The following is a 23,584-nucleotide window of genomic DNA, read 5'->3' as shown; positions in this document are numbered from 1 at the left end:
TACTTTGCTGAAGAAGTAGCAGAAAACGCCAACTCAAGCGGAGAACCGCTGACTTGGCGTTTTTTTATGATTAATATTTATCCCCATTAAAAATGGAATTCTTCACAATCACATAATCCACATTGCGGATGGCGTCAAGTTTTGTTCCGCCTGCATAAGAAATAGAAGATTGAAGATCCTGCTCCATTTCAATCAGTGTATCCTTGATCGAGCCTTTATGCGCCACGTGCATTTTTTTGCCTTCGACATTTTTCTTTTCGCCTTTTTGGAATTCAGAGGCTGAGCCGAAGTACTCCTTGTAAAGCTTTCCGTCTTTTTCGATCGTTTGGCCTGGCGATTCTTCGTGTCCGGCAAATAGTGAACCGATCATGACCATCGTTGCGCCGAATCGGATTGATTTTGCGATGTCGCCATGGGTGCGGATGCCGCCATCCGCGATAATCGGTTTGCTGGCAGCCTTGGCACACCAGCGCAGCGCCGCTAATTGCCAGCCGCCTGTGCCGAAGCCGGTTTTGATTTTCGTAATACATACTTTTCCCGGTCCGATGCCGACTTTAGTGGCATCCGCTCCCGCATTTTCAAGCTCTCTGACCGCTTCCGGCGTTCCGACATTGCCAGCAATAACAAAGCTGTCCGGCAAATGTTTTTTAAGGTGCTGGATCATTTCAATGACAGCATTTGAGTGCCCGTGAGCAATGTCAATTGTCACGTATTCAGGCGTCAGATTTTCTTCTGCCAGCTGGCGGACAAATTCATACTCCTCATCTTTGACGCCCACGCTGATAGAAGAGAATAACCCGCGTGCGTTCATATCTTTAATAAAATCAATTCGTGTCTCAGGCTCAAATCGGTGCATGACATAAAAGTAGCCATTTTCGGCTAATTGAATCGCTAGCTTTTCATCTATAATCGTCTGCATATTGGCAGGGACGACGGGTAATTTAAATGTACGTCCGCCTAAACGTACGGATGTATCACATTCTGAACGGCTATTTACAATGCATTTTGCAGGAATTAGCTGAATATCTTCGTAATCAAATACGTTTTCCATGGTTTTCACTCCTAAAAACGAATATTTAAAAGTATAATATATGAAATGTTCGCCTTCTATAATGTACTCTGTTTTATTTAGGATGTCAAACATTATGATTTGCTGGCAGGTGTGGTGCAAGTGCCGAAGCTTGTCATGCAGGGTGAGTTTAGGTATCATAGTTTTAACGAATGGTCTTAGAGAGCGGATCAAAACGCGAATGATATACGTTCAGCAAAGCTTGGTCGTTCAGCACCAGGCTTTCTTTATGGCATGGACATGGGAAAGGAGCGAATAAGATGGTCCAAAACGAAGAAAAAACACCGAAGTCCCAAAAGATTCAGGACCGCATTATTATGGCAATGATCTGGGTAGTCGCAGCCCTTGTGATTGCGCTGGTTGTAGGAACTGCATTGAATTATATAAATATCTTCAAATAAAAAAGGAGCTGTGTCGCAGACACAAGCTCTCTTTTTTTATTATTTATTTTCAAAAAGACTTGTTGAGTGAAGAGGCTGTACGCGGGCTTTCGGGTCCATGTAAGCCTTGGCGTTGTTCACTGCTGTCGGTGCCTCACCGAAGCCGCTGGCAATCAGGTTGACTTTTCCTTCGTATGTACAAATGTCACCTGCTGCAAAGAAGCCTTCGATATTTGTTTCCATTGTTGATTTCACGACAATGGAATTTTTCTCGATGTCCAGGCCCCAGTTTTTGATCGGTCCAAGAGATGAAACGAAACCGTAGTTGACGATTAAGTCATCAATTTCTAAAATCTCTTTGCGGTCGCCTTTCACTTCTTCAAGCACTAGCTGTTCGATTTTGTCTTCGCCGATCAGCTCCGCAGGGACGAATGGTGTCAGGACATTAACCTTCGACGCATGAAGGTTTTCCACACTGTGCTCGTGCGCTCGGAACTTGTCGCGGCGGTGAATGATCGATACTTCTTTTGCGATTGGCTCAAGCATAAGCGCCCAGTCAACCGCGGAATCTCCACCGCCAAGGATCGCAACGCGTCTGCCGGCGAATTTTTGCAGATCATCAACGAAGTAATGGAGGTTTTTGCCTTCATACTGCTCGGCATTTTCAAGTTCCAGCTTTCTCGGTTTGAATGCGCCGTTTCCTGCAGTTATGATGACCGTTTTAGAGTAGTGGGTTTCTTCATTTGTTACAAGCTTAAACACGCCGTCCGCTTGTTTCTCAACAGATTCAACCGCTTGCTCCAGACAAATGGTTTGGTCGAATTTCGCCATTTGCTCTTTTAGGTTATTGATAAGCTCTTGCGCGCGGATTTTCGGGAATCCCGCTACATCATATATATACTTCTCAGGGTATAGGGCGCTAAGCTGTCCGCCGAGCTGAGGCAGGCTTTCGATAATTTTGACGCTTGCCTGTCTCATCCCGCCGTAAAAAGCGGTGAATAAGCCGACCGGTCCCCCGCCTATAATTGTAATATCATAAACCTTTGTATCCTCTCGCATACGAAAATTGCCTCCTAAATGAAAATTGTTATTAATTATACCATATTGCCGTTCAAATTGACGAGTCAGCAGAAAAAATCGTAAGGATCTAACGTGCCCATCCGTTCTTGAAAATATTTCCGCAGGCCGCTACGATAATAACCAAATGAAATGATCTTTTTCTGAATGTTTCTTGGGCCAGCCGGATAAACATGATAATAGTGCTACGGGTAAGGACTTCACAAAAAACTTTTCAATATATTTCATAAAATCCCGCCAATAAGCTGAAGCTAACACAAATGATGATTTTATTATGGGTCTAACAAAAGCAAAAAAAGAGAAGGTGGATGTGATGGCATTGAATAAGCCCAAAATCGTGATTTTAGGTGCAGGATATGGCGGATTGATGACGGTGACAAGGCTGACGAAGTATGTCGGGCCGAATGATGCTGACATTACGCTTGTAAATAAACACAATTATCATTATGAAACGACATGGATGCATGAAGCGAGCGCGGGTACGCTCCATCATGACCGCTGCCGTTATCAGATAAAAGATGTAATCAACCAGTCACGGGTGAATTTTGTACAGGATACCGTAAAGGCAATCAAAATTGATGAGAAAAAAGTTGTGCTTGCGAATGGAGAATTGCAGTACGATTATTTAGTCATCGGGCTCGGCGCCGTGCCTGAAACGTTCGGCATTAAAGGCTTAAAAGAATATGCGTTTCCGATTGCCAACATCAACACGTCGCGCCTGCTGCGGGAACATATTGAGCTGCAGTTTGCGACTTACAATACGGAAGCGGAAAAACGGCCGGACAGGTTAACGATCGTTGTTGGCGGTGCCGGATTTACGGGAATTGAATTTCTTGGCGAACTGGCTGCTCGCGTGCCGGAGCTCTGTAAGGAATATGACGTTGACAGAAGCCTTGTCCGCATCATTTGTGTGGAAGCAGCGCCGACCGTTTTGCCGGGCTTTGATCCGGAACTTGTTGATTACGCCGTACATTATCTTGAGGAAAACGGAGTTGAGTTCAAGATCGGAACGGCTGTACAAGAATGTACACCAGAAGGAGTCAGAGTCGGCAAAAAAGATGAAGAACCAGAGCAGATCAAATCGCAAACCGTTGTATGGGCGGCAGGTGTCCGCGGCCATCCGATTGTGGAGGAAGCCGGTTTTGAGAATATGCGCGGCCGAGTCAAAGTCAACCCTGATCTCCGCGCCCCGGGACATGACAATGTCTTTATTCTCGGCGACAGCTCGCTGTTTATGAATGAAGATACAGAGCGCCCGTATCCGCCGACTGCGCAAATTGCAATGCAGCAGGGCATAACGGTCGCTAAAAACCTTGGCAGGCTTATTAAAGGCGGAGAGCTTGAGGAATTCAAGCCGGACATTAAGGGAACAGTGGCTTCTCTTGGCGAGCATAACGCGGTTGGGGTTGTTTATGGCAGAAAGCTGAAAGGCACGCCCGCTTCGTTTATGAAAAAAGTCATTGATAACCGCTCACTGTTTATGATTGGCGGACTCGGACTGACATTGAAAAAAGGCAAGTTCAAGTTTTTCTAAAAACCCGCGGAAGCGGGTTTTCTTTATTAAAAAACGCCAAAATAAAAAGAGAACGAGAGGAAAACAAGTATGTTTCCGCTTACATCAAAAGATTTGTCACATGATCTGACTTTATTGTTGACAGCTTGATATGGTATATTATCAGAAAATTAAGAAAAAGGGTGATGATTAGATGAAAACTGCAACGACAACCGCTTCACATGCATGCCCATTTTGTTCAGGGAAAGGATATTTTCAATTGATTCTCGGCGGTTCAGAGACTTGTCCGTCTTGCCAGGGGACAGGAAAAGACAGTCATTCTTTTTCCAGCCGTTGACTTTATTTCAGCCCCCGCGTTACACTAAAAACAACGCAGGGGGGTGGAATAGGTTGATTAGTCTGCCAGTCGTAATCATCTCAATTGTTTTGTTTTTTGTCTTGTTTTTTGGAATCGGTTTCTTATTAAACATGCTGCTGAGAATGTCTTGGATTATGGCTGTGATTTATCCAATTGTATGCCTTTTCATTATCAGCAAAGAAAAGCTGATCAGCTATGTCCAGTCGCCGGGAGAATCCTTTGCCAGCCTGTTTCATCGTGTCTTATCATTAGCGGCTGCTGATGTGCTGATTTTAGTCAGCGGTTTGGCCGGCGCCATCGTGTCCGGTATAGCGATCAACATGCTTAGAAAAAGAGGATATCAAATGTTTTAAATGCCGCTTTCTTCTAAAGAAAGCTTTTTTTATGCGTTCAGCTCATTCACCATTTTGAATAATGCTCTCTCCACTTGGGAACAATGATTCGGAGGAGAGGTGAATGATGTTGAATATGATCAGACGTTTGCTGATGACCTGTTTATTTCTGCTTGCATTTGGCACGACATTTTTATCAGTGTCAGGAATTGAAGCGAAGGACTTGTCAAAATGGGTGCAGGAACATCAGGAAAAGCACTTGAAGCATGCAGGACTGAGATTAAAAGCATTGCAGCAGAAACAAACACAAACCACGTCCGCGGCTGAGGATAAAACAAAACCGTTAGAAGAGGCATTTGATTGGGATGAATATCCAGTCCAAAGAGTAACAGCAACAGGCTACACAGCAGGAGCTGAGTCGACGGGCAAAAATCCCGGTGATCCATTATACGGGCTTACATATTCAGGTGTGAAAGTGAAACGGGATTTATATTCCACGGTTGCTGCTGACCCGTCCGTTTTCCCGATCGGAACAATTTTATTCATTCCGAACTACGGTCTCGGAGTTGTGGCCGACACAGGATCAGCTATTAAGGGAAACCGCCTTGATCTGTACTTTGAGACAGTCAAAGATGTATACAATGAATGGGGCAAAAAAACCCTTGATGTATATGTGATTAAAAAGGGAACGGGAAAGATTACCGAGGATGAGCTTGAGAAGCTCAATGAAACAAAATCTTTGCAAGTGTTCAGAAATCAATATAAAACTGTGAAAGAATAAAACGCTCCAGCGAAAGCAGGAGCGTTTTTTTACATGAAAAAGTAAGCGAGTACCAATGTCAGTAAAATACCTGTTAATCCTCCGAAAAAGACTTCGATCGGCTGATGTCCGAGAAGCTCTTTCAGCTTTTTTTGCTTTTCTTTCTCTGCAGCCTTAGGGAAGTCCTTCGCTTCATTTACGAAACGGTTAAAATCAATAACAAGCTTATTAATGACTGTTGCCTGCTCACCGGCGTGGCGTCTGACGCCAGTTGCGTCAAACATGGTTATGACGGCGAAAATGGCGGAAACCGCAAAGAGTGAGGAGTCTAATCCATGCTCCAAGGCTACGCCTGTAGAAAGCGCAGTGACCGCTGCGGAGTGAGAGCTGGGCATGCCGCCTGTGCTTGTGACCAGCGACCAGTCCAGTTTTCTGGACACGATAAACTGTATGGGCACTTTGATGACCTGAGCAAAAATAATTGCGGCCAGGCTTGATAATAAAGGAAAATTCGTTAAAAGTTCCATCGGCGACATCCTTTCTATTTGAAAAATCCTTCGTGTTTCAAAAGAAAAAAGCAAGTCTTAGACTGTTGTTTGTTAAAATAAGTATAGTGGAAAGAATGTTTTTCCTATTATACCATTGTTCATTACAAATACCCATTACGTTAGGAGTGTAAGCCTCATGTTTTATGCGGTTCAACAATCAGAGCATACAGAAACCCTTGTGGTCGGGCTTTTTCAAAAAAGCCAGCTGACAGGAAAAGCGTTGGAAATTGATGAAATGCTCGAAGGCCATCTGACACAGCTTTTAAAAGAGGGTGATGTCTCTGCGAAACCGAATCAAGTATCAAAAGTATTCCCTCCATCTTCTGCGGGTATGAAACGGATTTATTTCGTTGGCCTGGGGAGAGAAGCAAATTATTCGTTTGAACAGGCGAAGGAACGTTTTGCTCATGTTTTTCAAGCCATTCATAAAGATCGAAAACAAGAAACTGCTGTTCTGCTTGATACGTTTATTTCGGAAGACGTGCCTCCAGCCGATGCCGCTCATGCTTTAGCTGAGAGCTGCCTGCTTGCTTCCTATGAGGTGCAGGATTATAAGCACAAATCAAATGAGCCTGACAAACAAATTGAAGCCGTGTATGTTGTAACAGATGAAGATACACAGGAAGTGCAGGCAGGGCTTCGCGTCGGCCAGGCATACGGACAAGGGACAAATTCGGCTAGAACGCTGGTGAATATGCCGGGAAACATGCTGACAGCGACTGACCTCGCTTCGTATGCTGAAGAGCTTGCGGCGAAATATGATTTTGAGTGTGAGATATTGGAGAAATCAGAGATGGAAGAGCTCGGTATGGGCGGAATACTTGCGGTAAACCAAGGCTCCACCGAACCGCCGAAAATGATTGTGTTGAAATATCAGGGCAAAAAGGAATGGGAAGACGTCGTCGGACTAGTCGGGAAAGGAATTACCTTTGACACAGGCGGCTACTCCATTAAAACGAAATCTGGAATTGTCGGCATGAAATCAGATATGGGAGGAGCAGCTGCGGTTCTCGGGGCTATGGAAACGATCGGAGAGCTTCGTCCTGAGCAAAACGTGCTGTGCGTTATTCCATCAACCGATAATATGATCTCCGGCGGGGCCATGAAGCCGGATGACGTGATCGTATCTTTAAGCGGAAAAACAATAGAAATCCTTAATACGGATGCTGAAGGAAGGCTAGTGCTTGCAGATGGCATTACATACGCGAAACAGCATGGCGCGTCAGTTCTTGTCGATGTAGCTACGCTTACCGGCGGCGTCGTTGTGGCATTAGGAACAGAAACAACCGGTGCAATGACAAATGATCAAAGCTTTTACCAGCAGGTAGCTGATGCTGCACAAGAGTGCGGCGAGGCGATCTGGCAGCTGCCGATAACAGAGAAGGATAAAAAACGCGTGAAAAGCAGCCAAATGGCGGATCTCAACAATTCACCGGGACGCGAGGGACATGCGATTATGGCAGGAACGTTTCTTGGTGAATTCGCTGAGTCAACACCTTGGGTTCACCTTGATATTGCAGGCACAGCGACTGCCAATAAAGCAACCTGCTTCGGACCGGCCGGGGCTACTGGCGTTATGGCAAGAACACTGGCTACACTTGCGGAGCGATTTACATTGGAAGAAGATAAAAACGAGTAATGAAAAATCCCTGCTGTATGATGAGGCAGGGATTTTTTCTTCCGAGATCTTTAGTTGACTAAAGTGGATCGGTTATGATACGATACGTTCGTACTTTATTTATCTACTACATTAGCAAACTAAAGGATTTTTGGAGGGGTATCATCATGAATGCAGTCGTCATCGCAGTCCTGCTTATGCTTGTATTAAGCCTGCTGCGTGTCAATATTGTTATCGCATTAATTATAGGCGCCTTGGCCGGCGGGTTAACAGGCGGGCTCGGTCTTGGCGAAACGGTTAAAGCTTTCACAGACGGTCTCGGCGGAAATGCCACCGTTGCAGTCAGCTATGCCATGCTTGGCGCGTTTGCCGCCGCTTTGACGAAAACAGGTCTTCCGGACGCAATGGTGGAAGCCTCCGTTAAATTAATCGGAAATAAAGAAGATTCTCGAAAAAAAGCACTGTCTAAGGTGCTGATTGTGCTGATTATTTTAATTGTATCTTGTTTTTCGCAAAACGTTGTTCCGGTTCACATCGCGTTTATTCCGGTGCTGATTCCGCCGCTTTTGAAAATCTTTAATGAACTTGAAATGGACCGCCGTCTGATCGCGTGTGTAATTACATTTGGCTTAACGGCTCCTTATATTTTGCTTCCGGTCGGTTTCGGCCAAATCTTCCAAGGCATGCTGAAGGACAATATGGCGGATGCCGGGTTAAACGTTCCGCTTGCTGATATTCCGTACGCACTGATTATTCCAGTTGCAGGTATGGTTGTCGGCCTTATTTTATCAGTGATCGTATACCGTAAACCGAAACAATATGAAACAAAAGACATTTCAGGTGCAGAAGCATCGCCATATACGAGAAAAAGTATTGGTATCGCGGTTCTAGCCATTGTTGTGTCACTCGGCGTCCAGCTTTACTTATCTCAGACTTTGGGAGTAGAAGGAATGATTATGGGGGCGCTCGCTGGTCTGATTGTTCTGTTTGTCAGCGGTGTGATGAAGCGTGATGAAGCGGACTCACTGATTACTGATGGAATGGTTTTAATGGCCTTTATCGGCTTTGTCATGCTTGTTGCAGCCGGGTTTTCAAACGTATTGACGAAAACCGGGGATGTCGAGTCACTGGTCAAAACGTCAGCTGGTTTTATCGGACACAGTCAGTCCTTGGGCGCATTGCTGATGCTCATTGTCGGCTTATTAATTACAATGGGGATCGGATCTTCTTTTGCGACCATTCCTGTTATCACAACCATTTTCGTGCCTCTATGTATGCAGCTTGGATTCAGCCCGATGGCAACGATTGCGATTATCGGGGCTGCTGCTGCGCTTGGCGATGCCGGTTCACCTGCCAGTGATAGTACGCTTGGGCCGACTTCAGGTTTGAGTGCGGACGGCCAGCATCACCACATTTGGGATACTTGTGTGCCGACATTTATATTTTATAATATTCCGCTTGTCATCTTTGGCTGGATTGCAGCGCTTGTTTTATAGGAAAAAGGCTCCCCTTTACTGGGGAGCCTTTTCTCGTTATGATAAAAAAACCGTCCAATAGAACGGTTTTACATGGACGATATGTGATTTCTGTTAAAGCCGGTTGCTTTATGAATAGAGCGGTAGATTGCTGGTGCGAAAAACGACAGTATCACAGCCAGCGCTGTATCTTTTACCATAAACCAAATCATAAAGCCCCAAGCCGTGCCGTAGCTCACTGGCGTATGAATCCACAGCTTCAGTGCAAGATACATATAGGTAGTGCCGATGAGATACATGATCGCCGTTCCGATAAGTGAAGCAATGAGAAATCGAATTTTACTTGGCTGAATGTTTCGTTCTAAAAACCAACCCGCTGCAAATGCTGCCGGGATGTATGAGATAATAAACCCGCCGCTTTTCCCTGCAAACGGTGCGAAGCCTGCTGAAAATTGAGCAAACACAGGCGCTCCGGCCAATCCGACAAGTGCATATACAATCATGGCAATCGCTGCTCGTTTGCTGCCAAGAAGCAAAGCAGCCAAGAGACAGAAAAACGGCTGCATCGAAAGCGGAATGCCGGCTACTTGTAAAAAGGGTGCTACTGATGTAATGTTGGCCCCGACAGCCATAAGTGCGGCGAACATGCCAATCAGCGCCATATCTCCCGCACGAAGTTTACGTTGTTTCATCGTTGTTCCCCCTTAGGTTGACATACACAATCATAGAGTAATAAAGAACAAAAAGATTGTCAACATGATTTTAAATTAGGTTAACAAAAAGGAGGCCCATATGTATTTCGGAAAAACAAGACAATCCGATCAATCTGGAAGAGTGCCGCCAAATCAAAACGTCACCACTTCATTTCCTGTGCTTCATACCGGAGATGTCCCATATTACGAAGATATGACGAAATGGAATCTTCAAGTATACGGTTTGGTTGACCATCCGATGCTGCTAAGCTTTGAAGATGTCAAAGCCTTTCCACGGTATGAATCGAAAAATGACATTCATTGCGTCACGGGATGGTCAAGGCTTGATAATGTGTGGCAAGGCGTGCGGGCTTGTGATATAGCGGAAAAAGCGGGTGTAAAAGAAGAAGCGGGCTACGTCATTTTACATGCTGAAGAGGGCTGGACGACCAATCTGCCGCTTGATGATTTCTTAGCGGAAACTTCCCTTCTGGCTTATGCGCATAATGGCGAACCTTTAACCCCTGAACACGGCTTTCCGCTGCGGGGTGTATTTCCGCATCTGTATTTTTGGAAAAGCGCCAAGTGGCTGCGCGGCATCCAATTTACGAAAGAAAATCACCCTGGCTTTTGGGAGCGGAATGGCTATCACATGAGAGGCGACCCTTGGCAAAATCAAAGGTTTACATGGGATTAAGGTTCTATTTCAAATAGGACAATACGCATCTTTATTAGGTTTTTACTTCCATATTGATAGTCTGCAGGTACCTTATTTGATCAAGGTGCCTTTTTTATTCGGGAAAAAGTTGACTTTCTTTGGAAGAAAACCTATTATTTGAGGTGTCTAGTTGATAGTGAAAATCATTATCATACATTGCGGTTTAGTTTAAGGAGAGGAATGTCGTACTGCATGAAAGAACAAACAACAGACCGGACAAATGGCGGGACATCAAACGCATTTACGATTCCTGGTACGGAAGTGCGTATGATGTCTTCACGCAATGAAAACCGTACCTATCACATTTTTATCTCGAAACCTAGTACGCCGCCGCCACCCGCTGGTTATCCTGTGATTTATCTGCTGGATGCCAATTCTGTCTTCGGAACGATGACGGAAGCCGTTCGAATACAGGGACGCCGACCCGAAAAAACCGGGGTGATCCCTGCAGTGATCGTCGGCATTGGCTATGAGACAGCGGAGCCGTTCTCCTCAGCACGCCACCGGGATTTTACAATGCCAACAGCCCAATCGAAGCTGCCGGAAAGGCCCGACGGCAGAGAATGGCCGGAGCATGGCGGAGCGGAGGGCTTTTTCAGATTTATTGAAGAGGATTTAAAACCGGAGATAGAACGAGATTACCAGATTGATAAAAAAAGACAAACAATCTTTGGCCATTCGCTCGGAGGGCTTTTCGTGCTGCAGGTGCTGCTAACAAAGCCCGATGCGTTTCAAACGTATATCGCGGGAAGTCCGTCCATTCATTGGAATAAACCGTTTATTCTCAAGAAAACGGACCATTTCGTCTCTCTCACCAAGAAAAACAATCAGCCTATCAATATCCTGCTTGCCGCAGGAGAATTAGAGCAGCATCATAAAAGCCGGATGAATGATAATGCAAGGGAGCTTTATGAGCGGCTGGCCGTTTTATCTGAACAAGGTATACGGGCAGAATTTTGCGAGTTTTCAGGAGAAGGACATATTTCAGTTCTTCCTGTTTTGGTCAGCAGGGCGCTGCGTTTTGCGCTTCACCCTGACGGACCGCATCTATCAATGGGCTGAGACATACTCAGCCTTGCCTTTAAAAAAATATTTGTCACTGAAATTATATTTGACTGTCACATGACATTTGGATATGATTATTTTTATAATTGATAATGATAATCATTATCAATAGATTGCGTTTTTCAAGGCGCAGCAGTCTTTTTCGCTGGATGTCTGTTTGGCATTTAGAGCGAAGAAAGGAATTGATGATATGAATGCAAAGGGTATAGAGGGAAAAATTGCTTTTATAACAGGGGCTGCCCAAGGAATAGGCGAAGCTGTTGCGCGGACGCTTGCCAGTCAAGGCGCACATATTGCGGCAGTTGATTATAATCCTGAAAAGCTGGAAAAGGTTGTGAGCAGCCTCAAAGCAGAAGGCCGCCATGCAGAAGCTTTTCCTGCGGATGTGAGAGACAGCGCGGCGATTGACGAGATCACGGCGCGCATCGAACGTGAAATGGGGCCGATTGATATTTTAGTGAATGTAGCGGGTGTCCTTCGCCCGGGACTGATCCATTCGCTTAGCGATGAGGAATGGGAGGCGACGTTCTCAGTGAATTCGACTGGCGTATTTAACGCCTCGCGTTCAGTCAGCAAATATATGATGGACCGAAGATCGGGTTCGATTGTAACAGTCGGATCGAATGCTGCCGGTGTACCAAGAACATCTATGGCGGCATATGCGTCTTCAAAGGCTGCGGCTGTGATGTTTACGAAATGCCTTGGCCTTGAGCTTGCAGAATACAATATTCGCTGCAACATTGTATCTCCCGGATCAACGGAAACAGACATGCAGTGGTCATTATGGGCCGACGAGAATGGAGCGGAGCAAGTCATAAAAGGATCACTTGAGACATTTAAAACAGGGATCCCGCTCAAAAAACTAGCCAAGCCTTCGGATATTGCGGATGCGGTGCTCTTTTTGGTTTCTGGCCAGGCAGGGCATATTACGATGCATAATTTATGCGTAGATGGCGGCGCGACCTTAGGCGTGTAACTGAATTTAAAGGAGGTTCATGAGAATGTTGGATCAAAACGTTATAACAGAAACAAAAGCGGAGCATTTGCTTCATGAATATCAGCCGGGCGCCTTTTTCTTAGCGTCTCCTCATCGTGTACTGTTAGCGAAAGGCATATGTGAAATCGTACCGGAGGCAGACGGGCAAAACCAAATGGAAACCCTTTCTGGCCGAATTGCAGAGGCGTTACGTCAGGCAAAACAATCAGGGCAAAGCCGGCCGCTTGTTGTCGGGGCCGTTCCTTTTGATCAAGTAAAAGCAGCGCGGCTCGTTGTACCTGAAGAAGTGCGCTGGTCAGGACCGCTTCAATTTGATCATGAGGAAAAGGAACAGCAGGCTGGGCATACATACCACATAAAGCCTGTTCCTGAACCTGAGGATTATAAAAATGGTGTTGAACAAGGGCTGACACGCATTGCCGATGGAACACTCAGCAAAATCGTCCTGTCCAGGTCGCTGCATTTGACATCGCCTGAACCGATTCAGACGGATGAATTGCTTCGCCATCTGGCTCAGCATAACTCGCATGGCTACACGTTTGCCGCAGACGTGTCCAGTCAGGAGGAAACGTCTCCCCGCCGAACATTGCTCGGAGCAAGTCCGGAGCTTCTCGTTTCAAGGATGGGAACACAGGTCGTTTCCAACCCATTAGCCGGCTCAAGGCCGCGCAGTAATGATCCTGTTGAAGACCAGCGCCGGGCAGCTGAATTGCTTTCTTCCGCAAAGGATCTTCATGAGCACGCGGTTGTCGCTGACGCGGTTGCGGCAGCGCTGAGACCTTTCTGCCGGACGCTGGAGGTTCCGGAGAAGCCTTCACTGATCAAAACGGAAACGATGTGGCACCTGTCCAGCGTGATTAAGGGAGAGCTTTCCGATCCGTCTGTAACCGCACTTGAATTGGCGGCGGCGCTCCACCCGACGCCAGCCGTCTGCGGAACACCGACTGATCTTGCAAGAGAAGCGATTCTCAGCATTGAACCATTTGACCGCGGTTTCTTTACCGGCATGGTCGGATGGTGTGACGATGCCGGTGACGGAGAATGGATCGTGACCATCCGTTGTGCAGAAGCAGAAGAACGCTCACTCCGCCTGTATGCTGGAGCTGGTGTTGTGGCCGGTTCAAAGCCTGAGGACGAGCTTCAGGAGACGTCCGCAAAGTTTCGGACAATGCTGCGGGCAATGGGCGTGGATCACATATGAACAGAATGAATTGCTGGAGGGATACAACATGCTGAAAGGATTTACGCCTTGGCCTGATGAGTTAGCTGAGACCTATCGAAAGAACGGCTGCTGGGCCGGTGAGACGTTTGGAGATTTGTTAAGGGACCGGGCAGCCAAATATGGTGATCGCATTGCCATTACATACGGAAACACCCATTGGAGCTATCGAGAGCTTGACACAAGAGCTGATCGCCTGGCTGCCGGATTTCAAAAGCTCGGCATTCAACAGATGGATCGTGTTGTGGTGCAGCTGCCAAATATCAAAGAGTTTTTTGAAGTCATTTTCGCGCTTTTCCGTCTGGGGGCGCTTCCAGTCTTCGCACTGCCTTCTCATCGAAGCAGTGAAATTACATATTTTTGCGAGTTTGCTGAAGCGGCTGCATATATCATTCCCGACGCTTATTCCGGTTTTGACTACCGTACGCTTGCCAGACAGGTTCAAAGTAAGCTGCCGACTTTGAAAAACATCATTGTCGCAGGTGAGGCAGAGGAATTTTTACCGCTGGAGGATTTGCATGCAGAACCTGTAAAACTGCCTGAAGTCAAATCATCGGATGTGGCGTTCCTCCAGCTTTCTGGCGGGAGCACCGGGCTATCGAAACTGATTCCGAGGACCCACGATGACTACATATACAGCCTGAAGCGGAGTGTGGAGGTCTGCTGGCTCGACCACAGCACGGTGTACTTGGCCGCGCTGCCGATGGCACACAATTATCCGCTGAGCTCACCCGGCGTTCTCGGCGTATTATACGCTGGAGGAAGAGTGGTATTATCTCCTTCTCCAAGTCCAGATGACGCATTTCCTTTAATTGAACGGGAAAAGGTCACGATAACCGCTCTTGTTCCGCCTCTTGCGATGGTATGGATGGATGCGGCATCCTCACGCCGTGATGATTTATCCAGCCTTCAAGTGCTGCAGGTCGGCGGTGCCAAGTTTAGTGCTGAAGCCGCGCGCAGGGTAAAAGCTGTTTTCGGCTGCACGCTGCAGCAGGTGTTCGGAATGGCAGAGGGTCTCGTCAATTATACGAGATTGGATGATCCTGAGGAGATCATTGTCAACACCCAAGGAAAACCGATGTCTCCATATGATGAAGTGCGTGTTTGGGATGATCATGATCGCGACGTAAAACCTGGTGAAACAGGCCATCTGCTGACGCGGGGGCCGTATACAATTCGAGGTTACTATAAGGCAGAAGAGCATAACGCCGCTTCATTTACTGAGGACGGTTTTTACCGTACGGGTGATATCGTCAGGCTGACACGAGACGGCTATATTGTCGTTGAAGGCCGGGCGAAGGATCAAATTAACCGTGGAGGAGAAAAGGTTGCGGCTGAAGAGGTAGAAAATCATCTGCTGGCGCATCCGGCTGTCCATGATGCGGCAATGGTCTCCATGCCTGATCAATTTCTTGGCGAAAGATCTTGTGTGTTCATTATTCCCCGGGATGAAGCCCCAAAAGCCGCAGAGCTTAAAGCATTTTTGAGAGAGCGCGGACTGGCGGCATATAAAATCCCTGATCGAGTTGAATTTGTCGAATCCTTCCCGCAGACAGGAGTAGGAAAAGTCAGCAAAAAAGCGCTCCGTGAAGCCATTTCCGAGAAGCTTCTTGCAGGATTAAAAAAATAAAACAACAATTTGAGAGGAAGTGTTCATATGGCTATACCTGCCATTCAGCCGTATCAAATGCCGACAGCATCTGATATGCCGCAAAACAAAGTATCATGGGTGCCTGATCCGAATCGGGCTGTCTTGTTAATACACGATATGCAAAACTATTTTGTTGATGCTTTCACAGCGGGAGCGTCTCCGGTAACAGAGCTTTCAGCGAATATACGAAAGCTGAAGAATCAATGTGTTCAGCTTGGGATTCCTGTTGTCTATACCGCACAGCCGGGAAGCCAAAATCCGGATGACCGTGCGCTGCTGACAGACTTTTGGGGCCCGGGATTAAACAGCGGTCCTTATGAGGAGAAAATTATAACCGAGCTGGCACCAGAGGATGATGATCTTGTGCTGACAAAATGGAGATACAGCGCGTTTAAGAGAACGAATCTGCTTGAAATGATGCGCAAAGAGGGACGCGATCAGCTGATCATTACAGGAATTTACGCCCATATCGGCTGTCTTGTTACAGCATGTGAAGCATTTATGGAGGATATTAAAGCCTTTTTTGTGGGAGATGCAGTTGCTGATTTTTCATTAGAAAAACATCAAATGGCGCTGGAATATGCGGCTGGACGCTGTGCGTTTACCGTGATGACTGACAGTCTTCTTGATCAGCTGCAGAATGCGCCGGCAGACGTTCAAAAAACGTCAGCAAACACTGGCAAAAAGAACGTGTTTACATGTGAGAATATCCGTAAACAAATTGCTGAGCTTCTACAAGAAACACCGGAAGACATCACAGATCAAGAGGATTTGCTCGATCGTGGTCTTGATTCGGTAAGGATCATGACATTGGTGGAACAATGGCGCCGTGAAGGGGCAGAGGTGACTTTCGTGGAATTGGCTGAACGCCCAACGATCGAAGAATGGCAGAAATTGCTCACAACCCGCAGCCAGCAAGTGCTGCCAAACGCGGATTATTTATAAAAGGAGGGTAAACAAACGGATGCCTGATACAAAAGATCTTCAATATTCTTTGACCGGGGCGCAAACTGGCATATGGTTTGCTCAGCAGCTTGATCCGGACAATCCAATCTACAATACAGCGGAATATATAGAAATCAATGGACCAATCAATATTGCTCTTTTTGAAGAAGCTTTGCGGCACGTGATCAAGGAAGCGGAATCGCTGCATGTCCGCTTCGGTGAAAATATGGACGGGCCTTGGCAGATGATAAACCCGTCTCCGGATGTACAGCTGCACGTCATTGACGTCAGCTCTGAGCCTGATCCGGAAAAAACAGCATTAAACTGGATGAAAGCTGATTTAGCAAAGCCGGTTGATTTAGGGTATGCCCCTTTGTTCAATGAAGCTCTGTTTATTGCCGGGCCTGATCGTTTCTTTTGGTATCAGCGCATTCACCATATAGCGATCGACGGCTTCGGTTTTTCCCTGATAGCCCAGCGTGTGGCAAGTACATATACTGCCCTTATAAAAGGACAAACAGCTAAAAGCCGTTCCTTTGGGTCTCTCCAGGCCATTTTGGAGGAGGATACAGATTATCGCGGATCAGAGCAGTATGAGAAGGATCGTCAATTCTGGCTGGACCGTTTTGCAGATGCACCTGAAGTTGTGAGCTTGGCTGATCGGGCGCCAAGAACATCTAACAGTTTTCTTCGTCATACGGCATATCTGCCTCCGTCTGATGTAAACGCGTTAAAAGAAGCGGCGCGCTATTTCTCAGGAAGCTGGCATGAAGTCATGATTGCGGTGTCAGCTGTTTATGTGCACCGTATGACCGGCTCTGAGGATGTTGTGCTCGGCCTGCCCATGATGGGTCGGATAGGGTCCGCGTCACTGAATGTACCGGCTATGGTGATGAACCTTCTCCCGCTCCGGCTGACGGTAAGCTCTTCGATGAGCTTTTCTGAACTGATTCAGCAAATTTCCCGGGAAATCCGCAGTATTCGGCGACATCATAAGTATCGCCATGAAGAGCTTAGGCGCGATCTGAAATTGATAGGAGAAAATCATAGATTATTTGGCCCTCAAATCAATCTTATGCCGTTTGATTACGGTCTCGACTTTGCCGGCGTCCGGGGCACAACGCATAATCTTTCAGCCGGTCCTGTTGATGATCTATCAATCAATGTATATGACAGAACAGACGGCAGCGGGCTGCGAATTGATGTTGATGCGAATCCCGAGGTATACAGTGAGTCTGATATTAAGCTTCATCAGCAGCGTATTTTGCAGCTGCTGCAAACGGCTTCTGCCGGAGAGGACATGCTGATTGGGCAAATGGAGCTTCTGTTGCCAGAGGAGAAAGAAAAAGTCATTTCTAAATGGAATGAGACGGCAAAATCCGAGAAGCTGGTCAGCCTTCAGGACATGTTCGAAAAGCAGGCAGTTCTTACGCCAGAACGTATCGCTCTCATGTGTGATGACATTCAAGTCAACTATCGAAAGCTCAATGAAGAGGCAAACCGCCTCGCGCGTCTGTTGATCGAAAAAGGGATTGGTCCGGAGCAATTTGTCGCTTTGGCGCTGCCGCGTTCCCCTGAGATGGTGGCTTCAATGCTTGGTGTGCTCAAGACTGGTGCGGCGTATCTCCCCCTTGATCCGGAGTTTCCAGCCGACCGCATTTCTTACATGCTGGAGGATGCGAAACCTTCATGCATCATAACGACTGAGGAAATAGCAGCCAGTCTGCCTGATGACCTGGCTGTACCTGAGCTTGTGCTTGATCAGGCTGTTACACAGGAGATTATAAAACGCTATTCGCCGGAAAATCAGGATGTATCGGTTTCGCTTGACCATCCTGCGTATATCATCTATACCTCAGGATCAACAGGAAGACCGAAGGGAGTCGTTGTGACACAGAAAAGCTTAAGCAATTTTCTGCTGTCTATGCAGGAGGCATTTTCTCTAGGAGAAGAAGACAGGCTGTTGGCTGTGACGACTGTCGCTTTTGATATTTCAGCATTGGAGTTATATCTTCCGCTGATTAGCGGAGCGCAAATCGTGATCGCAAAGAAAGAAACGATCCGTGAGCCGCAGGCATTAGCTCAAATGATTGAAAATTTCGATATTAACATTATGCAGGCGACACCGACACTGTGGCACGCTTTGGTAACGAGTGAACCTGAGAAACTTCGGGGGCTTAGAGTGCTTGTAGGAGGCGAGGCGCTGCCGAGCGGTCTTTTGCAGGAACTTCAAGACCTTCATTGTTCAGTCACGAACTTATACGGTCCCACTGAAACAACGATTTGGTCTGCCGCAGCTTTTCTTGAAGAAGGGCTGAAGGGCGTTCCTCCGATTGGGAAACCGATTTGGAACACGCAGGTGTATGTGCTTGATAATGGATTGCAGCCGGTGCCGCCGGGCGTTGTCGGAGAGCTTTATATTGCAGGAACCGGCTTGGCCAGAGGTTATTTCCATCGTCCTGATTTAACGGCGGAGCGCTTCGTTGCAGATCCATACGGACCGCCGGGAACTCGGATGTATCGGACCGGAGACCAGGCCCGCTGGCGCGCCGATGGGTCTTTGGATTATATCGGGCGGGCGGATCATCAAATCAAAATTCGCGGATTCCGAATTGAACTTGGAGAAATTGATGCCGTGCTTGCCAATCACCCGCACATTGAACAGGCCGCGGTTGTCGTACGGGAAGATCAGCCGGGAGACAAACGATTGGCGGCTTATGTAGTCGCTGATGCTGCTATTGATACTGCAGAGCTTCGTCGTTATATGGGGGCTAGTCTTCCTGATTATATGGTACCGTCGGCGTTTGTGGAGATGGACGAGCTGCCGTTAACACCTAATGGCAAGCTTGACCGGAAAGCACTGCCGGCACCAGACTTCAGCACATCTGTCAGTGATCGGGCCCCGCGGACTCCTCAGGAAGAGATATTGTGTGACTTGTTTGCAGAGGTTCTCGGTTTGGCACGCGTCGGTATCGATGACAGTTTCTTCGAGCTTGGGGGCCATTCTCTTCTTGCAGCCCGTCTGATGAGCCGCATTCGCGAGGTAATGGGAGCCGAACTTGGTATCGCCAAGCTCTTTGACGAACCGACAGTAGCCGGACTCGCTGCCCATCTTGATTTGGCGCAGAGTGCATGTCCCGCTTTGCAGAGAGCTGAGCGGCCTGAAAAGATCCCGCTCTCATTTGCCCAGCGCCGGCTATGGTTCCTGCATTGTCTGGAAGGACCGAGTCCTACTTATAATATTCCGGTTGCTGTCCGTTTGTCAGGTGAGTTGGATCAAGGATTGCTGAAAGCGGCACTTTATGACCTCGTCTGCCGTCATGAAAGTCTTCGGACGATCTTCCCTGAATCACAGGGGACATCCTATCAGCATATTTTAGATGCCGATCGAGCCTGTCCCGAGTTACATGTTACTGAAATTGCTGAGAAGGAGCTTTCTGATCGGCTTGCCGAAGCTGTACGCTACAGCTTTGATCTTGCAGCTGAACCTGCTTTTCGTGCCGAGCTTTTTGTGATCGGTCCTGACGAGTACGTGCTGCTTCTTCTCGTCCATCATATTGTCGGGGACGGCTGGTCCTTAACACCGCTGACCAGAGACCTTGGGACAGCTTATGCGGCTCGCTGCCACGGACGATCTCCCGAATGGGCGCCTCTTGCTGTGCAGTATGCAGACTATGCGCTTTGGCAGCAAGAACTGCTTGGAAACGAGGATGATCCAAATAGCTTGATTGCCGGACAGCTTGCTTTCTGGAAAGAAACCTTGAAAAACCTGCCTGATCAGCTTGAACTGCCAACCGATTATTCACGTCCGGCTGAGCCGAGTCATGATGGAGATACGATTCATTTTCGTATTGAGCCCGAGTTTCACAAGCGATTGCAGGAGCTGGCTCGCGCAAATAGGGTGAGCCTGTTTATGGTGCTTCAATCCGGTCTCGCCGCTTTATTGACAAGGCTCGGGGCGGGCACCGACATTCCGATCGGCAGTCCGATCGCGGGACGGAATGATGATGCGCTGGGCGATCTTGTAGGGCTGTTCATTAATACATTGGTGCTCAGAACTGATACGTCCGGTGACCCAAGCTTTCGTGAGCTTCTAGACAGAGTACGGGAAGTGAATCTGGCCGCCTATGACAATCAGGATCTGCCGTTTGAGAGACTTGTAGAGGTGCTCAATCCGGCTCGTTCGCGTGCGACGCATCCTTTATTCCAAATCATGCTTGCGTTCCAAAACACACCGGACGCTGAACTGCATCTTCCTGATATGGAGAGCAGCCTGCGAATCAACAGTGTCGGTTCTGCCAAGTTTGATTTGACGCTGGAAATTAGTGAAGATCGCCTTGCTGACGGGACACCAAACGGAATGGAAGGACTGCTTGAATACAGCACTGATCTTTTCAAACGGGAAACTGCTCAGGCTCTTGCTGACCGATTGATGCGCCTGTTGGAGGCTGCCGAGTCTGATCCTGACGAGCAAATCGGAAATCTGGATATTCTTGCGCCAGAGGAACACAGCAGCATGGTGACTGATTGGCAAAGTGTATCTGAAAAGATTCCGCACGCATGTTTGCCAGAGCAATTTGAGAAGCAGGCTGCTTTACGTCCTGATGCCATTGCCGTTGTATATGAAAATCAGGAACTGAGCTATGCAGAGCTGAATGAAAGAGCAAACCGGCTTGCCCGAATGATGATTAGTGAAGGTGTCGGGCCGGAGCAATTTGTGGCATTGGCACTGCCCCGATCGTTGGAAATGGCTGTCGGCCTATTGGCGGTGCTAAAGGCCGGGGCAGCTTATCTCCCTCTTGATCCGGATTATCCGGCTGATCGAATTGCTTTTATGCTAAAAGATGCACAGCCTGCGTTTATCATGACGAACACTAAAGCTGCAAATCACATTCCGCCAGTTGAAAACGTGCCGAAAATCGTGCTGGATGATCCCGAGCTGGCAGAGAAACTAAACACGTACCCTGCAGGTAATCCAAAAAATAAGGATAGGACTCAGCCGCTTTCCCCTTTGAATACGGCATATGTCATTTATACATCCGGCTCAACAGGTGTTCCAAAAGGTGTGATGATTCCTCACCAAAATGTAACACGTTTATTTGCAGCGACCGAGCACTGGTTCCGTTTCAGCTCAGGTGATATCTGGACCATGTTCCATTCCTATGCGTTTGATTTTTCGGTGTGGGAGATCTGGGGTCCTCTGCTGCATGGCGGACGTCTTGTAATCGTGCCTCACCACGTCAGCAGATCGCCAGAAGCGTTTCTGCGCCTGCTTGTCAAAGAGGGGGTGACTGTTCTGAACCAGACACCGTCTGCTTTCTATCAGTTTATGCAGGCGGAACGGGAACAGCCGGATCTCGGACAGGCACTCAGTCTGCGCTATGTCATTTTTGGCGGAGAAGCGCTTGAACTCAGCCGTTTAGAGGATTGGTACAACCGCCACCCTGAAAATAGACCGCAGCTTATCAATATGTATGGTATTACAGAAACGACGGTGCATGTGAGCTATATCGAATTAGACCGAAGCATGGCAGCTTTACGGGCAAACAGCTTGATCGGCTGCGGCATTCCCGATCTTGGTGTATACGTGCTGGATGAACGCCTGCAGCCGGTCCCGCCGGGTGTTGCCGGAGAGCTGTATGTATCAGGAGCGGGGTTAGCACGAGGTTATCTAGGCCGGCCTGGTTTAACATCTGAACGCTTCATAGCTGATCCGTTCGGTCCTCCAGGCACCCGGATGTACCGCACTGGGGATGTGGCCCGCCTCCGCGCTGACGGTTCTCTCGACTATGTCGGCCGTGCAGACCATCAAGTGAAAATTCGGGGATTCCGGATTGAATTGGGAGAAATTGAAGCCGCGCTTGTTCAGCATCCGCAGCTTGAAGATGCGGCAGTGATCGTTCGTGAGGATCAGCCGGGAGATAAACGGTTAGCAGCTTATGTCATCCCTTCGGAAGAAACATTTGATACGGCGGAACTGCGCAGATATGCTGCTGAGAGACTGCCGGATTACATGGTGCCTGCTGCCTTTGTGACGATGAAAGAATTGCCGCTGACACCGAATGGAAAGCTTGATCGTAAAGCGCTGCCCGCTCCGGATTTCGCAGCGGCAGTGACAGGACGAGGACCGAGAACGCCGCAGGAAGAAATTCTCTGTGACCTCTTTATGGAGGTGCTTCACTTGCCGCGTGTCGGCATTGATGACCGTTTCTTTGATTTAGGCGGACATTCCTTGCTTGCTGTACAGCTCATGAGCCGCATTCGTGAAGCGCTCGGCGTTGAACTCAGCATCGGCAACTTGTTCGAAGCACCTACTGTAGCCGGGCTCGCTGAAAGACTTGAAATGGGATCAAGCCAAAGCGCTCTTGACGTTCTGCTGCCGCTCCGAACAAGCGGAGACAAGCCTCCTTTATTCTGTGTTCATCCGGCAGGGGGGCTCAGCTGGTGTTATGCCGGTTTGATGACCAATATAGGAACAGATTATCCGATCTACGGCTTGCAGGCACGGGGAATCGGGCAGCGCGAGGAGCTTCCGAAAACACTTGATGACATGGCTGCCGATTACATTAAACAAATCCGAACGGTCCAGCCAAAAGGCCCGTACCATCTGCTGGGCTGGTCCCTGGGCGGGAATGTCGTTCAAGCGATGGCTACCCAGCTGCAAAATCAAGGAGAAGAAGTATCCCTGTTGGTGATGCTGGACGCCTATCCGAACCACTTCCTTCCTATAAAAGAGGCACCGGATGATGAGGAAGCGCTTATTGCCCTTCTGGCGTTAGGCGGGTATGATCCAGACAGCTTAGGGGAAAAACCGCTAGATTTTGAAGCGGCGATTGAGATTCTTCGCCGTGACGGCAGTGCGCTTGCGAGCCTGGATGAAACGGTCATTTTAAATTTGAAGAATACGTATGTAAATTCTGTCGGCATTTTAGGTTCCTATAAGCCGAAAACCTTCCGCGGAAATGTTTTGTTTTTCAGATCAACAATCATTCCTGAATGGTTTGACCCGATTGAACCTGACTCGTGGAAGCCTTATATTAACGGACAGATTGAACAAATCGACATCGACTGCCGTCATAAAGATTTATGTCAGCCTGAACCTCTGGCTCAAATCGGCAAGGTTCTCGCTGTCAAATTGGAAGAGTTGAATAAATAAGGGAGGAGAAA

The 23,584-nt window shown here is 47.8% G+C and carries 18 protein-coding genes; 14 read left to right on the top strand and 4 right to left on the bottom strand.

What is annotated here, in order from left to right; genetic code table 11:
- Positions 1–70: 70 nt before the first annotated feature.
- Positions 71–1,051, bottom strand: coding sequence for a GMP reductase (gene guaC / locus bslm_RS15735; RefSeq protein WP_029725886.1), 981 nt, complete (start codon positions 1,049–1,051; stop codon positions 71–73).
- A 278-nt stretch (positions 1,052–1,329) separates the two neighbouring features.
- Here guaC and bslm_RS21040 point away from each other — a divergent pair, with 278 nt between their 5' ends.
- Complete coding sequence (locus tag bslm_RS21040; RefSeq protein WP_061891019.1) at positions 1,330–1,470, top strand: hypothetical protein; 141 nt, start codon at positions 1,330–1,332, stop codon at positions 1,468–1,470.
- A 39-nt stretch (positions 1,471–1,509) separates the two neighbouring features.
- On the opposite strand, the gene yumC is transcribed toward bslm_RS21040, so the two are convergent.
- On the bottom strand, positions 1,510–2,508 hold the full coding sequence (yumC, locus tag bslm_RS15730) for a ferredoxin--NADP reductase 2 (RefSeq protein ID WP_003220618.1): 999 nt from the start codon (positions 2,506–2,508) through the stop codon (positions 1,510–1,512).
- Between the two features lie 331 nt (positions 2,509–2,839).
- Between yumC and bslm_RS15725 the strand changes: the two genes are divergently transcribed.
- The 4 genes from bslm_RS15725 (at position 2,840) to spsC (ending at position 5,510) form a co-directional block, all read left to right on the top strand.
- A complete protein-coding gene (locus bslm_RS15725) occupies positions 2,840–4,060 on the top strand; it encodes an NAD(P)/FAD-dependent oxidoreductase (RefSeq protein ID WP_010886605.1) in 1,221 nt (406 codons plus the stop codon).
- Positions 4,061–4,232: 172 nt separating this feature from the next.
- On the top strand, positions 4,233–4,376 hold the full coding sequence (locus bslm_RS21035) for a YuiA family protein (RefSeq protein ID WP_003243733.1): 144 nt from the start codon (positions 4,233–4,235) through the stop codon (positions 4,374–4,376).
- Positions 4,377–4,429: 53 nt separating this feature from the next.
- Positions 4,430–4,750 carry a YuiB family protein gene (locus bslm_RS15720; RefSeq protein ID WP_003243877.1) on the top strand — a complete coding sequence of 107 codons (321 nt, stop codon included), beginning with the start codon at positions 4,430–4,432 and terminating at the stop codon, positions 4,748–4,750.
- A 103-nt stretch (positions 4,751–4,853) separates the two neighbouring features.
- Complete coding sequence (spsC, locus tag bslm_RS15715) at positions 4,854–5,510, top strand: stationary phase survival protein SpsC (RefSeq protein ID WP_009969090.1); 657 nt, start codon at positions 4,854–4,856, stop codon at positions 5,508–5,510.
- 29 nt (positions 5,511–5,539) lie between these two features.
- Here spsC and bslm_RS15710 read toward each other — a convergent pair whose 3' ends face one another.
- Entirely contained in the window at positions 5,540–6,016 is a 477-nt protein-coding gene (locus tag bslm_RS15710; protein WP_003244337.1) for a divergent PAP2 family protein, read from the bottom strand.
- A 157-nt stretch (positions 6,017–6,173) separates the two neighbouring features.
- Between bslm_RS15710 and bslm_RS15705 the strand changes: the two genes are divergently transcribed.
- Positions 6,174–7,676: a leucyl aminopeptidase gene (locus bslm_RS15705; RefSeq protein ID WP_015251314.1), complete on the top strand. Its 1,503-nt coding sequence runs from the start codon at positions 6,174–6,176 to the stop codon at positions 7,674–7,676.
- A 146-nt stretch (positions 7,677–7,822) separates the two neighbouring features.
- Positions 7,823–9,151: a Na+/H+ antiporter family protein gene (locus tag bslm_RS15700; protein WP_003228736.1), complete on the top strand. Its 1,329-nt coding sequence runs from the start codon at positions 7,823–7,825 to the stop codon at positions 9,149–9,151.
- A gap of 68 nt (positions 9,152–9,219) precedes the next feature.
- Here the strand turns inward: bslm_RS15700 and bslm_RS15695 are convergent, their stop codons facing one another.
- On the bottom strand, positions 9,220–9,822 hold the full coding sequence (locus bslm_RS15695; RefSeq protein ID WP_046381305.1) for a biotin transporter BioY: 603 nt from the start codon (positions 9,820–9,822) through the stop codon (positions 9,220–9,222).
- Positions 9,823–9,922: 100 nt separating this feature from the next.
- Here bslm_RS15695 and bslm_RS15690 point away from each other — a divergent pair, with 100 nt between their 5' ends.
- From bslm_RS15690 to dhbF, 7 genes are all read left to right on the top strand, one after another.
- Positions 9,923–10,519, top strand: a complete 597-nt coding sequence (locus bslm_RS15690) for a sulfite oxidase-like oxidoreductase (protein WP_003228739.1) — start codon at positions 9,923–9,925, stop codon at positions 10,517–10,519.
- Positions 10,520–10,732: 213 nt separating this feature from the next.
- Positions 10,733–11,602: a ferri-bacillibactin esterase BesA gene (gene besA / locus bslm_RS15685; protein ID WP_003228740.1), complete on the top strand. Its 870-nt coding sequence runs from the start codon at positions 10,733–10,735 to the stop codon at positions 11,600–11,602.
- Positions 11,603–11,795: 193 nt separating this feature from the next.
- A complete protein-coding gene (locus bslm_RS15680; RefSeq protein ID WP_003244476.1) occupies positions 11,796–12,581 on the top strand; it encodes a 2,3-dihydro-2,3-dihydroxybenzoate dehydrogenase in 786 nt (261 codons plus the stop codon).
- 25 nt (positions 12,582–12,606) lie between these two features.
- The gene (gene dhbC / locus bslm_RS15675) at positions 12,607–13,803 is read left to right on the top strand and encodes an isochorismate synthase DhbC (protein ID WP_021480516.1); all 1,197 of its coding nucleotides are present in this window, start codon (positions 12,607–12,609) and stop codon (positions 13,801–13,803) included.
- 28 nt (positions 13,804–13,831) lie between these two features.
- Positions 13,832–15,451: a (2,3-dihydroxybenzoyl)adenylate synthase gene (locus bslm_RS15670; RefSeq protein WP_032730339.1), complete on the top strand. Its 1,620-nt coding sequence runs from the start codon at positions 13,832–13,834 to the stop codon at positions 15,449–15,451.
- Between the two features lie 27 nt (positions 15,452–15,478).
- Positions 15,479–16,417 carry an isochorismatase gene (locus bslm_RS15665; RefSeq protein ID WP_003228749.1) on the top strand — a complete coding sequence of 313 codons (939 nt, stop codon included), beginning with the start codon at positions 15,479–15,481 and terminating at the stop codon, positions 16,415–16,417.
- A 19-nt stretch (positions 16,418–16,436) separates the two neighbouring features.
- Positions 16,437–23,573, top strand: a complete 7,137-nt coding sequence (gene dhbF / locus bslm_RS15660) for a non-ribosomal peptide synthetase DhbF (protein ID WP_046381304.1) — start codon at positions 16,437–16,439, stop codon at positions 23,571–23,573.
- Positions 23,574–23,584 lie beyond the last annotated feature (11 nt).

Origin of the sequence: Bacillus sp. LM 4-2, from assembly GCF_000978495.1 — a bacterium.
GTDB classification, from domain to species: domain Bacteria; phylum Bacillota; class Bacilli; order Bacillales; family Bacillaceae; genus Bacillus; species Bacillus subtilis.
The sequence above is the reverse complement of the archived record's forward strand: the minus strand, read 5'-3'. Positions and strand labels throughout refer to the sequence as shown.